Source organism: Thalassotalea castellviae (assembly GCF_031846185.1).
In the GTDB taxonomy this organism is placed as follows: domain Bacteria; phylum Pseudomonadota; class Gammaproteobacteria; order Enterobacterales; family Alteromonadaceae; genus Thalassotalea_H; species Thalassotalea_H castellviae.
This window is the reverse complement of record NZ_JAVRIF010000014.1, coordinates 47,846-63,808: the sequence shown is the minus strand read 5'-3', so window position 1 is coordinate 63,808 and position 15,963 is coordinate 47,846. Positions and strand designations below refer to the sequence as shown.

The 15,963-nt window shown below is 38.1% G+C and carries 15 protein-coding genes; 8 read left to right on the top strand and 7 right to left on the bottom strand.

Annotated elements, in window-relative coordinates; all coding sequences use genetic code 11:
* Positions 1-161: 161 nt before the first annotated feature.
* Positions 162-551: a hypothetical protein gene (locus RM573_RS17340; protein ID WP_311585092.1), complete on the top strand. Its 390-nt coding sequence runs from the start codon at positions 162-164 to the stop codon at positions 549-551.
* Between the two features lie 98 nt (positions 552-649).
* Positions 650-1,525, top strand: a complete 876-nt coding sequence (locus RM573_RS17335; protein WP_311585089.1) for a DUF2167 domain-containing protein — start codon at positions 650-652, stop codon at positions 1,523-1,525.
* Between the two features lie 131 nt (positions 1,526-1,656).
* On the opposite strand, the gene fghA is transcribed toward RM573_RS17335, so the two are convergent.
* Together fghA and RM573_RS17325 are read right to left on the bottom strand one after the other, a co-directional pair.
* Positions 1,657-2,508, bottom strand: coding sequence for an S-formylglutathione hydrolase (gene fghA, locus RM573_RS17330; RefSeq protein ID WP_311585086.1), 852 nt, complete (start codon positions 2,506-2,508; stop codon positions 1,657-1,659).
* Between the two features lie 65 nt (positions 2,509-2,573).
* Positions 2,574-3,704 carry an S-(hydroxymethyl)glutathione dehydrogenase/class III alcohol dehydrogenase gene (locus tag RM573_RS17325; RefSeq protein WP_311585083.1) on the bottom strand — a complete coding sequence of 377 codons (1,131 nt, stop codon included), beginning with the start codon at positions 3,702-3,704 and terminating at the stop codon, positions 2,574-2,576.
* A 373-nt stretch (positions 3,705-4,077) separates the two neighbouring features.
* Here RM573_RS17325 and RM573_RS17320 point away from each other — a divergent pair, with 373 nt between their 5' ends.
* Positions 4,078-4,944 (top strand): LysR family transcriptional regulator, encoded by an 867-nt coding sequence (locus RM573_RS17320; RefSeq protein ID WP_311585080.1) that lies wholly within the window; start codon positions 4,078-4,080, stop codon positions 4,942-4,944.
* A gap of 115 nt (positions 4,945-5,059) precedes the next feature.
* Here RM573_RS17320 and RM573_RS17315 read toward each other — a convergent pair whose 3' ends face one another.
* The gene (locus tag RM573_RS17315; RefSeq protein ID WP_311585077.1) at positions 5,060-5,380 is read right to left on the bottom strand and encodes a hypothetical protein; all 321 of its coding nucleotides are present in this window, start codon (positions 5,378-5,380) and stop codon (positions 5,060-5,062) included.
* Positions 5,381-5,752: 372 nt separating this feature from the next.
* Here RM573_RS17315 and RM573_RS17310 point away from each other — a divergent pair, with 372 nt between their 5' ends.
* The gene (locus tag RM573_RS17310) at positions 5,753-6,226 is read left to right on the top strand and encodes a 2TM domain-containing protein (RefSeq protein ID WP_311585073.1); all 474 of its coding nucleotides are present in this window, start codon (positions 5,753-5,755) and stop codon (positions 6,224-6,226) included.
* A gap of 107 nt (positions 6,227-6,333) precedes the next feature.
* On the opposite strand, the gene RM573_RS17305 is transcribed toward RM573_RS17310, so the two are convergent.
* Positions 6,334-6,729, bottom strand: coding sequence for a Fis family transcriptional regulator (locus tag RM573_RS17305; protein ID WP_311585070.1), 396 nt, complete (start codon positions 6,727-6,729; stop codon positions 6,334-6,336).
* A 252-nt stretch (positions 6,730-6,981) separates the two neighbouring features.
* Here RM573_RS17305 and RM573_RS17300 point away from each other — a divergent pair, with 252 nt between their 5' ends.
* Entirely contained in the window at positions 6,982-8,820 is a 1,839-nt protein-coding gene (locus RM573_RS17300; RefSeq protein ID WP_311585067.1) for a GGDEF domain-containing protein, read from the top strand.
* Positions 8,821-8,896: 76 nt separating this feature from the next.
* Here RM573_RS17300 and ppnP read toward each other — a convergent pair whose 3' ends face one another.
* Positions 8,897-9,208: a pyrimidine/purine nucleoside phosphorylase gene (gene ppnP, locus RM573_RS17295; RefSeq protein WP_311585064.1), complete on the bottom strand. Its 312-nt coding sequence runs from the start codon at positions 9,206-9,208 to the stop codon at positions 8,897-8,899.
* Between the two features lie 149 nt (positions 9,209-9,357).
* Positions 9,358-10,842 carry a ketol-acid reductoisomerase gene (gene ilvC, locus RM573_RS17290; RefSeq protein WP_311585062.1) on the bottom strand — a complete coding sequence of 495 codons (1,485 nt, stop codon included), beginning with the start codon at positions 10,840-10,842 and terminating at the stop codon, positions 9,358-9,360.
* A 195-nt stretch (positions 10,843-11,037) separates the two neighbouring features.
* Between ilvC and ilvY the strand changes: the two genes are divergently transcribed.
* Complete coding sequence (gene ilvY / locus RM573_RS17285; RefSeq protein WP_311585059.1) at positions 11,038-11,925, top strand: HTH-type transcriptional activator IlvY; 888 nt, start codon at positions 11,038-11,040, stop codon at positions 11,923-11,925.
* 5 nt (positions 11,926-11,930) lie between these two features.
* Here the strand turns inward: ilvY and RM573_RS17280 are convergent, their stop codons facing one another.
* Positions 11,931-13,454, bottom strand: a complete 1,524-nt coding sequence (locus RM573_RS17280; RefSeq protein ID WP_311585056.1) for a YifB family Mg chelatase-like AAA ATPase — start codon at positions 13,452-13,454, stop codon at positions 11,931-11,933.
* Between the two features lie 510 nt (positions 13,455-13,964).
* Between RM573_RS17280 and ilvG the strand changes: the two genes are divergently transcribed.
* Together ilvG and ilvM are read left to right on the top strand one after the other, a co-directional pair.
* A complete protein-coding gene (ilvG, locus tag RM573_RS17275) occupies positions 13,965-15,629 on the top strand; it encodes an acetolactate synthase 2 catalytic subunit (RefSeq protein ID WP_311585097.1) in 1,665 nt (554 codons plus the stop codon).
* Positions 15,629-15,874, top strand: coding sequence for an acetolactate synthase 2 small subunit (ilvM, locus tag RM573_RS17270; protein ID WP_311585053.1), 246 nt, complete (start codon positions 15,629-15,631; stop codon positions 15,872-15,874). The genes ilvG and ilvM overlap by 1 nt, the downstream gene beginning before the upstream one ends.
* Positions 15,875-15,963 lie beyond the last annotated feature (89 nt).

Sequence of the window (15,963 nt, the reverse complement as noted above, 5' to 3'; positions counted from 1 at the left end):
GTCGTCATGTTGGCGGCTGGTTAAAGCATAACGGTAGTACGTACCAATAGCTTTATAACAAGTTGGCTTTTACTACTGCGTCGTTTATTTTAATCAACTGTTATGTACCGCTTATTGAAGCGTTATGTTTCAAAATCAATATTGAGTCAAGGATGAGTTTTATGGATAAATTTATTTTATTAGTAATTTTACTTACGGTTTGGTTAGTTGGATGTAGCGCCACGAAAGGCCCAACCTTTATTGGAGAAACCGTAGAGATCGATTCCTCTGAATTAAGTCAATATTGGAAATATGACTCTTCCAAAGTCATAATGTTATCTGGTCGCCCTGACTGGTTGCCAAAAGGAGCAGGAAAAGCGTCTTACTTTATTACTATTGATTCCAACGGTACTGAAGTTAGTAAAGAACTAATCAACTCTATTCCTGATGGGTGGATAACTCAAAAACTTCTAGATAAAATGCCAAAGCAACAGTATAAGCCTTCTGAAACTAACCTTAATAAAATACCCGTTAAAGTTAAAATTTCATCTGAAGTTAAGCGAATGGGGTAATCAAAACAGAACAAAAAATTAAACAAGGACAAAATTTACCGTTGGCTATATTCGCTTCGTTCAATATTATAAACAAATAACATAAACAAAGGATTGTTATGAAAATACTTACATTTTTACTTTCTATTTACTTAGTGCAGGCAAGCGCTAATCAAGAAGAGATCATTGCCAAACTACAAGCCCTTAACTGGCAGCAAGAACCTAGATCCTATTCAATAGCTAATGATCAAGCGACAGTGACCACCACTGAAAATGACTTTTTAGTTATTGGAGAGGAAGCTAGTAAATATATGTTTATTACGCAAGGACACAAAAACTATCAACCTGATGCAGCAATTCTTAGAATACAAGGCCCAGAAGCTGATTCTCAAGTGATCTATACCATCAATAAAATTGGCTATTTAACTCAAGATGATTGGGCTGATAATATTGATAAAGATCAGATGTTAGAGGAGATTAAAGAAGGCACTATTGAAACTAATAAATTGCGTGGTGATGGGTATTTAGATATTTTTGTTGACGCATGGGCGCAAGAGCCTTTTTTAGACAAGGAAAATAACACGGTATATTGGGCTATTTCGGGTCATGATTCAGAGAATAATGGTTTTATTAATGCTAAAGCATTAAAGCTTGGGCGCGAAGGATATACAGAAATATTGTGGATAGGCTCACCCGATCAATTTACTAGCTCTGAAGTTGCACTTAAACCAATACTTGAAAATTATTATTATAGTGAAGGCTTTCGCTACGCAGATTATATTCCGGGGCAAGATGGCATAGCGGCTGCTGGTGTTGGTGCATTAGTTTATAAGCTTGCCACTGGCAAAGCTGCAGCAAAAGCTGGAGTACTCGCTGCGGCAGTTATTTTTGCTAAAAAGTTCTGGTTTATTCTGTTTCTACCATTCGTTTATGGTTGGAAATGGCTAAAGAAAAAGTGGTTAAAAAATTCTGAGTTAAAAGATAAAGAAAACTAAATCGATTCGTAAATACACTTAACAGTACTAGCGACGATTTATTCGCTTTGATGAATGAAGTAATGCGTGAAACTAAACGAAAATAAGGCATTTCAACCGCCGTTAATTTTGAACTAAACGGCGGCTTTAGCTTATTTTTGTAGGTATGCAGCGTGAAAACGTAGATGTTCTTCTATCATCGAAGCGATAAAGTAGTAACTGTGGTCGTAACCGTCATGCAGCACTAATTCTAGCGGATAATTGTTAACGATTGCCGCAGCCTCTAACGTTTCTGGCTTAAGTTGTTCGGTTAAAAAATCATCGGCAGCCCCTTGATCAACTTTTGCTGGCACAAAGCGAGTGGCTTGTCGCATTAATTCACTCGCATCATGTTTTTTCCAAGTTGATTGGTCTTTGCCTAAGTAAGCGGTAAAGGCTTTTTTCCCCCAAGGTGCGTTAATTGGGTTGCAAATAGGACTAAATGCTGACATTGAACAATAGCGTTCGGGGTTTAACATAGCAATGGTTAGGGCGCCGTGGCCTCCCATTGAATGACCACTGATTGCCCGTTTATTGGTGACCGGAAAAGAGGCTTCAACGATCGCCGGTAATTCATTCACAACGTAATCATACATTTGAAAATGACGATTCCAGGGAGCTTGTGTGGCATTTACGTAAAAGCCTGCGCCTTGTCCTAAATCATAATTGTCATCATCTGCAACATTCTCACCGCGCGGACTTGTATCTGGTGCAACAATGGCAATGCCTAATTCAGCGGCTACGCGAAAAGCACCTGCTTTTTGCATAAAGTTTTCATCGGTACAAGTTAGCCCTGACAACCAATATAAAACGGGTACTTTTTCACCATTAGAAACCTGCGGCGGTAAGTAAATGGCAAACTGCATGGCGCAATTTAAGGCATGTGATTGATGGCGATATTGTTTTTGCCAGCCAGCAAATACCTTATTTGCACTAACATTTTCGATCAACTGTTCAGTTGTCATGTGTATTCCTTATTCATCTTGCTCGTTGTTACTAAAATTTTTAACCGGCTAAAGCTGGCGCTAAATTATTTGCCAAAATGAATAACCGTGCGGATACTCTCGCCTTTATGCATTAAATCAAACGATTCGTTTATATCTTCTAATGGCATTGTATGGGTAATAAAATCACTTAATTTGAATTCACCCGCTAAATATCGTTCAACATAATCAGGTAATTCGGTACGGCCTTTTACACCACCAAATGCGGTGCCGCGCCACACACGCCCTGTTATTAATTGAAAAGGTCGGGTAGATATTTCTTGTCCAGCACCTGCTACGCCAATAATAACAGATTCGCCCCACCCTTTATGGCAGCATTCTAATGCCGAACGCATCAAGTTTACGTTGCCGACACATTCAAATGAGTAATCAACTCCACCGTCGGTTAGTTCAACAATGACATCCTGAATTGGTTTGTCGAAGTTTCTTGGGTTAATACAGTCGGTTGCGCCTAATTTTTTCGCTAGATCAAACTTACTTTCGTTAATATCAATAGCAATAATTCGGCTAGCTTTTGCCATTGTTGCTCCGATAACTGCAGATAAACCAATACCTCCTAAACCGAAGATAGCGACTGTTGCCCCTTCTTCAACTTTGGCGGTATTCATTACCGCACCCATTCCTGTTGTAACGCCACAGCCCAGTAAACAAACTTCTTCTAATGGCGCTTCTTTATTAACTTTCGCTAATGATATCTCAGGCAATACGGTATATTCTGAGAACGTAGAACAGCCCATATAATGATAAATTGGCTGACCGTCTTTATAAAAACGAGTCGTGCCGTCGGGCATTAAGCCTTTACCTTGGGTTTCGCGAATTTTTTGACATAAATTAGTTTTGCCAGATAAACAAAACTTACATTCGCCACACTCAGGTGTGTATAAAGGGATCACATGATCACCCACTTGTACGCTAGTAACTCCTTCACCCACTTGCTCAACAATACCACCACCTTCGTGACCTAAAATGGCTGGAAAGATACCTTCAGGATCTTCACCTGATAATGTAAAAGCGTCGGTATGGCAAACCCCCGAAGCTATCACTTTCACTAACACTTCGCCTTTTTTGGGGAGCATTACGTCTACTTCTTCAATTGATAATGCTTGTTTTGGACCCCAAGCTATTGCGGCTTTTGATTTAATAAATTGGTCAGTCATGTAAATTCTCACTTGTGCTTTTCATCATAAATAATTGGTAAAAAATAAATACCAACTGTGTTTTATGGTTATTAATGACATTGCTTTGTAACAATTTAACTTGTTATTCGGCTTATTGAGTACTGTTTGTAAATTTTTTTAGTTTGAAACGACATGGCAAAGTTTTGTGCTCACTTATTTATTGATACCTGTTCATGCATGTTTACTGTTGCCAATAGCCGTTAAAGATTCTTTGTTAAATATAGTCGTAACACGACAAAAGTTCTGTCGTGATTTTAGATTAAAATTTATTACTTGCAGTCATCATAACTTTTTCTCAATTAATGATAATATAGTGTTTATGCAAATAACTTTTACATATAGGTAATAATCTATGCAGTGGGAAGGCATTAGTGAATTTGTTTACGTGGCCGAAAATGAAAGCTTCACGCAAGCTTCGAAAAAAATGGCAATTTCTACCGCACAAGTCAGTCGCCAAATAAGCGCATTAGAAAAGCGGCTGAATATAAAACTCTTTTATAGAACAACGCGTAAAGTCTCATTAACCGAAGAAGGGCGTGTTTTTTATCAGCATTGTCGTAGTGTGCTTGATGGGTTAGCTGAAGCAGAACGAGCCATCACAAATTTACAATCTAAACCACAAGGTAAAATAAAACTTTCCGCTCCAGTGACTTATGGCGAACAGCAAATATTGCCTTTATTAAATGATTTTATGTTGCAATATCGCGATGTAGAAATAACCGCATATTTGAGTAATCAACAGGTTGATCTCGTGGAAGAAAGTTACGATTTAGCCATTCGCCTTGGTAAGTTAAGTGACTCTTCTATGATGGCAAAAAAGCTCAGTAAGAGAACAAACTATGTTTGTGCATCACCTAAGTATTTGCAGCAATTTGGTATTCCTCATACATTATCAGAGCTGACAAAACACAACTGTTTATTAGGTACTATTGATTATTGGCGTTTTAACGAATCAGGCAAAGAGCGTAATCTGCGTGTGAATGGCCGATTAAGATACAATAGTGGACCAGGCTTAGTTGATGCCGCCTTAAAAGGCTTGGGGATCGTACAATTACCTGATTATTATGTTGAAAATTATTTACAAACGGGTGAACTAATTTCGTTTTTAGATAACTTTCGAGTTGCTGATGAAGGCGTTTGGGCGGTTTATCCTCAAAATCGCCATTTATCACCAAAAATTAGGTTGTTGGTGGATTTTTTGGCAAAAGCATTAGTTTAGCTTTAACTTCATCAAGTTAAACAGCTATTACTTTTTATCAAAACGTGCAGCAATCATCTTGATTGACTGCACATTTTTAATGTCGATACACTACTTCAGTGACATACAGCTTAAATTAGAAGTGGTTTTTCATTTGCTCTTTGATAAATGCAATGCTGACTTTATCTAATTCAATCGATTGCATTTCAGTGTTGCTGGCGCGATCAGAATAACCCGACGCATAACCTACAACACCTGGGTGATTGTCATGCATATGAAAAACGATTCTTTTTGATGTTGAAGGTTGATCAATAACGACTCCGTCAGCCATAAAACCCTCTTCTCGCATGGCGGTTTGTAATCCTACTTCTGTTTTACTTTGCGGGTTATCAAGTAAAAACTCTTCATTTGAAATCATGACCATGCGCTGTAAGTCAGCAAAATTCTTAGTACTCATTTTGTTCCTTGGATTATTTGATTAGCAAGTTGTCATTGTATTGTTGATATTTCTGCGTTGCTGATTGATGAAACTAAAATCAAGGTTTTAATTTCTTACGACGATTTGGAGATACTTTATCATTTTTCTCGCTGGTGTCATCCCATGTAATGATAATCATGCGTTATCATCGAGAGTAAATGTAAAGCTATTATGGCAATTATTAATAGTTAAACTGCTGATTTTCTATTAATCTAGATTGTGTGGCGGTAACATCTTCCGTTTGAATGCCTTATTTTTATTGGGGTGTCATGTGTTTGTCGCCTTCGTGACGTAACAAATAGAATTAAATTTGTTCATAGTAAATGTAGAACAACTGGTTAAGGATAAAAAATGATCGTTCGTAAATTAAGGTTGAAACATGGTTGGTCACAAGAGCAACTTTCACAGTTTAGTGGCTTAAGTATCCGAACTATTCAACGCATTGAACGAGGACAAAATGCAGGATTAGAATCATTAAAATCTTTAGCGGCTGTTTTTGATATTCCATTATCTGAACTACAAGAGGGAAATACTATGACACCGACAAAAACAGAGCAGCTTAGTGATCATGAAATTGAAGTTATTGAACACGTTAAAGATATTAAAAGTTTTTACACACACCTAATAAACTACTCGGTTGTGATAATACTTTTGTTTGTGATTAATTATTTTATTAGTCCCGGCTACATTTGGGCATGGTGGGTTGCTTTTGGGTGGGGCATTGGTGTTTTGTCTCACGGCTTGAGTGTTTTCGAAGTGTTTACTTTTTTTGGGGCAGACTGGGAAAAGAAACAAATTGAAAAAAGACTCGGTAAAAAATTATAACGAATATTTACATTAACATTGCACGCCAATATTTAACGTAACCCAGCAAAATACATACAATATTTATTGGCTGTTTTCATGTGTTTTTTCTGATCAATTCTCAACAATTAATGCATACGACGATTATTAATATTAGGCTTTTGTTTGGTGGTCTTTAATTTTAATCGCTCGCTCCATTGTCCTTGGTGATGTTTTTCGCAAGCTTCTTCACTGTCAAAATGAATACACTGATTAACATTTTTTACGATAACGCCAATTTTAAGTAATTGCTTTTGAATATCTTGCTGAAAGGCTGTCGCGAGGTTTTTTGCTTTCATTTCTTCAATATCATTTTCAGTTTCAAACACACAAGTAACAATGAGGCTGGCGGGGAAATTTGTATAATTTGCTCGATGCGTTAACCAACTAAAACCTGCAATTTTATGTAATGAGTTTTCGCAAGCAATGGTTAATGCCTTACAGATATTATTATCAAGTTTTTGCGTCGTTTTGGTTAATTTCATGATATTTATTTAATCCGTTATTTTAGGATGATGATCATAACTTAATGAGGTACTCTCGTCACAGCGAATTGGTTAATTTGTACAATTTCTCTGTCATGGATTTGATTATTTGTTAACATCTATAAGCACTTGTATAGAAAAATATTGATTTAGACAATAGCTATTGTAAGTAACGTTTTCGTACCGTGAAGAAAAGAATAATGATTACAGTGGTATGGTTATTATTAATTTAATTAAATTGTTGGAGAATAAATGAAAGTAGTATTCATCTCCTTTATATTTTTCGTTTTCATCAGTAAGCTCCATGCCACTGAAGATGAGCGATTAAAAGAAACTCTCGCTGGCTTAGAAAATGCTCAAACCCGATTGGCTTATTTGCAAGACAATGAAAATATATATCTAGATCAAGACTTATCTATTAAAGCTGAATATTGGTTATCTCTGGGATTAGCTTTAGAGGAAAATAGTAAATTAGATGAAGCATTTAACGTTTATAGTCATGCCGTTACAGTACTGGAATCAGCAATTAACACACATCGTGAGCTTTATATTAAGGCTTTGATTGAGCGTTCTTATATTACTTATTTACAAACTTACGATACTAAACAGTATTGCCCAGATAGAGCCCTTGCATATAACACTTTAGATGAAACGGTTTCTATAGAGATGCAGGTGCGAGCGAATGTGCAATATGCTTTTTGTTTTCAAAATGACAAAGCTAATTTTTCAACAGGTTTATCTTTATTAGACCAAGCGTTAAAGTTTGCTAAACAGCATAAGTTATCACCTAACACTCATGCGATGATTTATAACGCTTCAGGCTTGATATATGGCCGAAATCAATTATATGCCAAAGCTTACGAGTATTTATTAAATGCTTATCGCCAGTGGTCGTTGGTAAATGATTATCAAGATATGTTTAATATGTTGCATACCTTAACTCATAACGCGATATATATGCGTGAATTTGATAAGGCAAAACAGCATGTTGATGAAATGTTTTTGCTCGCTGACCAACAAAACACTTTCGAAGATTTCTTATTTTTTGCTCATTATAACTCTGGATTTTTAGCTTTGGCCAAAGGTGATATTAAGGAAAGTGTAAACGCTTATGAGATGGCATTATCAGAGCAGAAAAATACCCAAGAACGTTATTTTGTTAAAAGTGCTTATGAAGTCAATATCTCCAATTATTTTCGGTTGGGAGAAATAACCAAAGCCGGTGATTTATTATCTCAATTGAAAACAAAATTTCCTGAGCATCAAATTAAATCAAATTTGGTAAACGCCTTCGCGGCATACCAACAAGGTGATTATTTAACCGCTATCAAGAAAATGTATCAGCAAGTTGACCATGAGCAGAATGAACGACGTTTATTTATAAAACATGCCGTACAGAGCACATCTTTATTAAATTCTCAAAATATCACTGAGCTAGATAAAAAGCTTTTAGAGAAAACCATTGAGATACAAAATTTAAATATCGAAAAAGCGCAATCTGATAAGCATGCTATTTACCTGTTTTTAGTTTTCGCGTTGATTTTGTTTTTAGCCGTTTCGGTATTCAGTTTTTATCTTTATAAAACGAGACAGTACTTTAAACATCATGCAAGAATTGATTATTTAACGGGTGTCTTTAATCGCCGCTTCCTTTTTGAAGAAGGTGAACGTGCTTTGAAAGAAGTAAGACTTAAAAAGATTGAAGTATCAATTTTGTTATTTGATATCGATAATTTTAAAAAGATTAATGATTCTAAGGGACATTATGCGGGTGACTTAGCCATCAAGCTGGTGGTGGAAAAGTGTCAAGAAAATCTGCCAAAGAACGCATTTATGGGGAGATTAGGCGGTGATGAATTTTTGGTGGTGCTCAAGCATGTTAATCAAGCAACAGCCTATGATATTGCTGAACAAATACGGGCGGATATTCAAGAGGCTTATTTAGCGGAAATTTCACCTATTGAATTAACGGTTAGTATTGGTGTGGTCAATTGTTTGGGACAAAATAGTCTTGATGAGGCAATCGCACAAGCCGATAACCTACTGTATCAAGCAAAGGCCGAGGGTCGAAATATAGTCGTAAGCGAGTAAACTCTGGTTTTTCAGCATTATTCCGGTGAGATCTATCGCTATATTTAGCGCTTCTCACCGAATATAAATTTCATGATTAAAGGTAAGAGCAACAATAATCAGTTAATGATCTCACTTTAACCTTAAAGCTTGCATTGGCCGGTACGTTAAAAGACTGGCCACCTTGAATATCTAACCATTCGTCACTATTGGGTAATAAAATGGAAATATCACCAGCGGTTATTTCCATCAACTCCGCAGCTTCGGTGCCAAATTCATATTCACCCGCCATCATAATACCTAATGTTTTAAAGCTACCGTCGGCAAATGTTACTTTTCTACTGGTCACGTTACCGTCAAAATACACATTGGCAGCTACGTCTACGGTTACATTGTTAAATTGTGACATGTTAAATTCCTAATGATTAAATTTCTGGCAATAAAAAACCGATATCAGCGCCAGAGAGTACTAATATCGGCTTTTGGCCTAACTATTATTTTCAACAATAATGTCAGGCCGAGAAAGTGCTTATCTTCTAACTATTCTTTAAAGATAAATTAAAGATTTGATTCAACAATACGCTTCATGTCAGTCATGTAACCACGTAATGTTTTACCAACGCTTTCTACACCGTGACTGCGAATTGCTTCGTTAACTTCAATTAAACGAACGTTATCAACACCGTTTGAGCTTTCTTTTAAGCCTTCGCCTAATTCTTCAAGGGTTAATTTACTCGCGTATTCAGCCAATAATGGTTGCGCAGCGTGCGTAAATAAGTAGTTACCGTATTCAGCGGTATCCGAGATAACAACGTTCATTTCGTATAACTTGTTACGGGCGATACAGTTAGCAATTAATGGTGTTTCATGAAGTGATTCGTAGTAAGCAGACTCTTCAATAATACCTGCAGCAACCATCGCTTCAAATGCTAATTCAACACCAGCTTTGACCATAGCAACAACGAAAATACCTTTGTCGTAATATTCTTGCTCAGTAATTTCTACGTCACAATCTGGTGCTTGTTCAAAAGAAGACTCAGCGGTTTCTTCACGCCATTTTAATAAGTTAGCATCATCGTTCGCCCAGTCTTCCATCATAGTGGCAGAGAAGTGACCTTCGATGATATCGTCCATGTGTTTTTCAAATAATGGGCGTAAAATAACTTTTAATTCCTCTGACATATCAAACGCTTTAATTTTTGCAGGGTTTGATAAGCGATCCATCATGTTAGTGATGCCACCGTGTTTTAAGCCTTCAGTAACGGTTTCAATGCCGTATTGTAATAACTTACGAGCGTAAGCTGCATCAATTCCTTGTGATACTAGTTGCTTGTGCCCTAAAACAGCAGCGGTTTGTAACATGCCGCATAAAATGGTTTGCTCGCCCATTAAGTCTGATTTAACTTCAGCGATGAAAGAGGATTCAAGTACACCAGCACGGTCACCACCAGTAGCAGAAGCATAAGCTTTAGCAATGGCTAAACCATTACCTTGCGGATCATTTTCTGGGTGAACAGCGATAAGTGTTGGAACACCAAATCCACGCTTGTATTCTTCACGTACTTCAGTACCCGGACATTTAGGTGCAACCATTACAACCGTGATATCTGAACGAATTTGCATGCCTTCTTCAACAATGTTGAAACCGTGCGAATAAGCTAACGTTGAACCTTGCTTCATGTGAGGCATAACAGCCGTTACTGCAGAAGTATGCTGTTTATCAGGCGTTAAGTTTAAAACTAAATCAGCTTGTGGAATTAATTCTTCATACGTACCAACGGTAAAGCCGTTCTCTGTGGCCCACTGCCAAGATTGACGTTTCTCTGCAATTGCTGCGTCACGTAAAGCATATGAAATATTTAAACCTGAATCGCGCATGTTTAAACCTTGGTTTAAACCTTGAGCACCACAACCGACGATGACAATGTTCCAATCTTTAATGAAGTTACAGCCATCGCTGAATTCTTCACGTTTCATAAAACGACATTTGCCTAATTGGGCTAATTTTTCACGTAAACTTAATGTATTAAAATAGTTGCTCATTTTGATTCCTTTTCACTGGCGTTTGGCAGTTCTGTTCGAAATGTTTGGCCAATAAAGTTAATTTCGTTGTCAGCGATCTCTGACGATGGGGCGATGATAGCGCAAGACTTATGTTGCTTAAAATGATATATTTGCATCATTACGTTGCAAAAAACGCAACGATATAGTTTTTAATGTACTAAAATGGGGGATTTGATGGATCTTAAATCACTAAAAATGTTTGTTCACCTTGCGCAAAATTTACATTTTGGCAGAACAGCAGAAGCAAACCATGTCAGTACTTCAACCTTGAGTCGTGCAATTCAAAGGCTTGAAGATGAAGTGGGGACTTCGTTGCTGCATCGAGACAACCGCACTGTCGTTTTAACTGAGTCTGGAAAACAGTTTCAACAATACGCTGAGCAGCAACTTGAACAGTGGCAATTATTACAACTTTCCTTGAATCAAAAGCAAGAGCAGTTGCAAGGAAAACTTCATATTTATTGTTCCGTTACTGCCGCTTATAGTCATTTGCCTCCACTGCTAGAGCGTTTCAGACAACAACATCCATTAGTCGAAATTATGTTAACTACCGGTGATGCCGCTGATGCTTTTGAGCAAGTGCAACAACAATCGGTTGATTTGGCTATTGCGGTAAAACCTGAAAATATCTCTCGACTGTTTCATTTTCAGCCGCTGGCGAAAATTCCATTATCAGTGATTGCGCCAACCATGACTTGCCAAGTGCAGCAGTTAGTAAAAAATCAAACGATACCTTGGCATGAAGTGCCGATGATCTTGCCGGAGCACGGTGTTGCTAGAAAGCGCTTTGATTATTGGTTCCGTCGACGTCAACAAGGTAAACCTAATATTTATGCGACGGTATCGGGGCACGAAGCCTTGGTTAGTATGGTCGCTTTAGGCTGTGGTGTAGGAGTGGCACCCTATGTGGTGGTGGAAAACAGTCCGGTTAAAGATCGCGTACAGTACTTGGCAAATGTTGGTGAAATAGAACCCTTTGAATTAGGCATTTGCTCATTAAATCAAAACAAAGAGCATGCACTGATCCAAGCATTTTTAGCTGCCATTGCAAACACCAATTAGCATTTTTACACGGAAACTGCTTCGCTAAGGTGACGTAATATTCTATCCATCGCTCGATACGACAATGCCTCGATAAGTTGTTGACGATGAATATTTTCATCTCCTTCAAGATCAGCTAGCGTGCGAGAAATCTTTAAAATTTTATGATGAGCGCGTGTTGATAATCCAAGTTTTTCAACGGCTAATTCTAAAAATTCATTGTCTTCTTCTGATAAAACGCAAAATTTTCGCACTTCCGCACTGGCTAATTGTGCATTGGGTTTTCCTTGCCTTTGCAATTGAATGTCACGGCATTTTTTCACGCGTTGTCTAATTTTGGCTGTGGTTTCATTCGTTTTAGAATTTTTACTCCACATGCCTTTCGGTAAGCGGGTGACTTCAATTTGAATATCAATGCGATCAAGAAACGGCCCAGATAAACGATTTAAATAGCGCAACACTTGCTCGGGCGTACTACGACGATCATTATAAAACCCTGTTGGACTCGGGTTCATCGCCGCGACGAGTTGAAATTTTGCTGGGTAGGTTTGTTTATGCAAAGCACGGGAAATGGTCACTTCCCCTGATTCTAAAGGCTCGCGTAATACATCTAAAACTTTTCGTTCAAACTCAGGCAATTCATCAAGAAATAACACGCCATGATGTGCTAACGAAATTTCTCCCGGCTGTGGTTGACTGCCTCCACCGACTAAAGCGGCAGAAGAGGCGGTATGGTGGGGCGCACGAAAGGGACGTGTTTGCCAAGATTGTTCATTGATCACTTGCTGGCTGATGGATTGAATGGCAGCAACTTCTAAAGCCTCGTCTTCTGTCATGGGGGGTAAAATGCCGGGTAATCGGCTGGCTAACATGGTTTTTCCCGTGCCTGGCGGGCCAATAAACATTAAATTATGTCCACCAGAAGCGGCAATCTCTAGCGCTCTTTTGGCTAATGGCTGACCAATAACATCACAAATATCTAAGGTAGATTGTTTATCATTTTGCTGGGGTGTTTTTGCGGTAACCATAGGTAAAGATTGTTGTTTTAACAAATGTGGATACAATTGGGTTAAATGGCTAAGGGCAAAGATTTTCGCGCCCTTCACCCAACTTGCTTGCTCTGCGTTTTGTGCTGGTATGATTAACGTTCGATGACTTTTCTCGCATGCCATCGCCATGGGGATCTCGCCAATTACTTCGCGTAATTCACCGGAAAGGGCGAGTTCACCGGCAAATTCATAGTTTAATAATTCTTGGTGTGGGATTTGTTCTGATGCGGCTAAAATGCCAACCGCAATCGGCAAGTCAAACCGGCCACCTTCTTTGGGTAAATCAGCGGGCGCTAAATTAATGGTGATGCGTTTAGCAGGAAATTCATATCCGCAATTGATGATGGCGCTACGCACGCGATCTTTTGCTTCACGCACTGTGGTTTCAGGTAAACCAACAATATTAAAGGCGGGTAATCCGTTGGCTAAATGAACTTCAACGGTAACTAGCGGTGACTCTAAACCCACACGCGCACGAGAGAAAACACAGGCAAGTGACATATAAATCCATTTATTTATCATCCTTAGGTTTTCGAAGTGTAGTTATAGATTTACTTTTTTGCGAGTAGAAACGCGTTAAATTAGGCGTTCATATAACAAAAAATTTAATAGCATAATAAAAAGGTCAGTAAAAAAGCTTGCACAATGAATTAGAGCTATGGTACTAATTTAAATAGGCTGGAAATCGCCAACAAATTTATTAGTTTTATTTAGGTTTAATGAATAAACATGCAAACATTTAGTTCAGTCATTATTAACATTCTCGTCGTCGTGATTATTCAATCACTGCGAGGTCGTTTGTTGAGCTAAAATAAAGCTAAGAGTATTAACAAACCCCTCGCTCCGAAAGGACCGAGGGGTTTTTGCTTAATTGGAAATGCAAATAGTGACATTTCAAATAACGAAGTAAATCAGCACAATAATTTTTTAATAAAGGAGAATACTAGTTAACTTTTATCATTTTTATCAAACGATTAAGGTGAATAATTGTTGAATAGTTTTACTAAGCAAATGACAACCGAGAAAAAACAAACAGGCGGTTCAGTTTTATTCAATGTTTTGCAACAGCATGGTGTTGAGCATGTTTTTGGTTACCCTGGTGGAGCCATTATGCCAATTTATGATGCGTTGTATGACAGTGACGTGCAACATTTTCTCTGTCGTCATGAACAAGGAGCTGCTTTTTCTGCGGTTGGTTATGCACGAGCATCTGGAAAAGTAGGGGTATGTTTAGCGACTTCAGGCCCTGGTGCTACTAACCTGATCACAGGTCTTGCTGATGCTTTAGCTGATTCTATCCCAATTGTTGCAATAACGGGTCAAGTGCCTACCTCAGCTATGGGCTCTGATGCTTTCCAAGAAATTGATGTGTTTGGTTTGTCATTAGCCTGTACTAAACATTCTTTTCAAGTGACTGATGTGAATGATTTACCTAAGGTGTTGCATAAAGCCTTTGCAATTGCTCTTGAAGGCCGTCAGGGGCCAGTTTTAGTTGATATTCCTAAAGATGTTCAATTAGCAGAAGTAACAAATAGCCTTGATGATTTTTCTCAATTGCGCAATAAAGTAAAATTACCGCCAGCCAATGTTGGTAGTGCTATTGCTTTATTGAGTAAAGCCAAAAAGCCTGTTTTGTATGTTGGTGGCGGCGTTGGAATGGCAAACGCTATCGACGAATTACGAGCATTTTCTCAAACAACAAAAATTCCTAGTGTTTCCACGTTAAAAGGACTAGGTGCTATTGACCCTGAGGATGAAAATTATCTCGGAATGCTTGGCATGCATGGCACGAAAGCGTCTAATATTGCCGTACAAGAGTGTGATTTATTAATCGCTGTTGGTGCACGTTTTGATGACCGTGTCACGGGTAAATTAAATGAATTTGCGCCACATGCAAAAATTATCCATTTTGATATTGATACTGCGGAAATTAATAAACGCAGAGCGGCTGATGCTGCCATTTTAGGTGATTTAAAAATTAACTTACCAGCGTTAGCTATTCCACTTTCAATCGCCGACTGGCAACAAGAATGCCAAAAAATGAAGCAAGATTACGCTTGGCGATATGATCATCCAGGCGAAAATATTTTTGCGCCAGCAGTATTGAAAGAAATCAGCGATAAAATGCCGAAAAATGCTTGTGTCACCACGGATGTAGGTCAGCATCAAATGTGGGCTGCTCAGCATATGCTTTTTAATGATCCGAGCAATTTCTTAACCAGTGGTGGTATGGGAACCATGGGCTTTGGTATCCCTGCGGCAATTGGCGCACAAGTGAGTCGACCTACCGATTGTATTATCGCTGTTTCAGGTGATGGTTCATTTATGATGAATGTACAAGAATTATCAACGATAAAACGTTTTCAATTACCCGTGAAAATATTACTGATTGATAATGCCAAGCTAGGTATGGTTCGACAGTGGCAAGATTTATTTTTTAATGGTCGTTTAAGTGAAACGGATCTTTCTGATAATCCTGATTTTATTATGTTAGCGACGGCTTTTGATATAAAAGCAAAACAAATAACCAAAAAAAGTGAAGTCTCTGCTGCCGTAGAAGAAATGCTTGACCATGAAGGACCCTTTTTATTGCAAGTCAAAATAGATGCGCAAGATAACGTTTGGCCTTTAGTGCCACCCAATACTGCTAATGATCAAATGATGGAGAGTATCTAATGAATCAATATCAATTAACCATCAAAGCTGATGATAAGCAGGTGGTGTTAGAGCGTATTTTGCAAGTTGCACGCTATCGTGGTTTTTTAATTGATGGCATCAATGCCAAGGTCAATACAGGTACTAACATAGGTACCATTATCTTAATGGTAAGAAGTGAGCGTTCTATCACACTTTTGGTGGATCAAATTAATAAACTGATCGATATCAAAGAAGTAAAAATAGACGACGTAGTAGCGCAGTAATTTATTGATTTACACGTTATAATACTTGCGTTGAAAACACGCACTTAAAAAATAAAAAAGAATATTTTCAGCTAAATCGCAAAGTATTC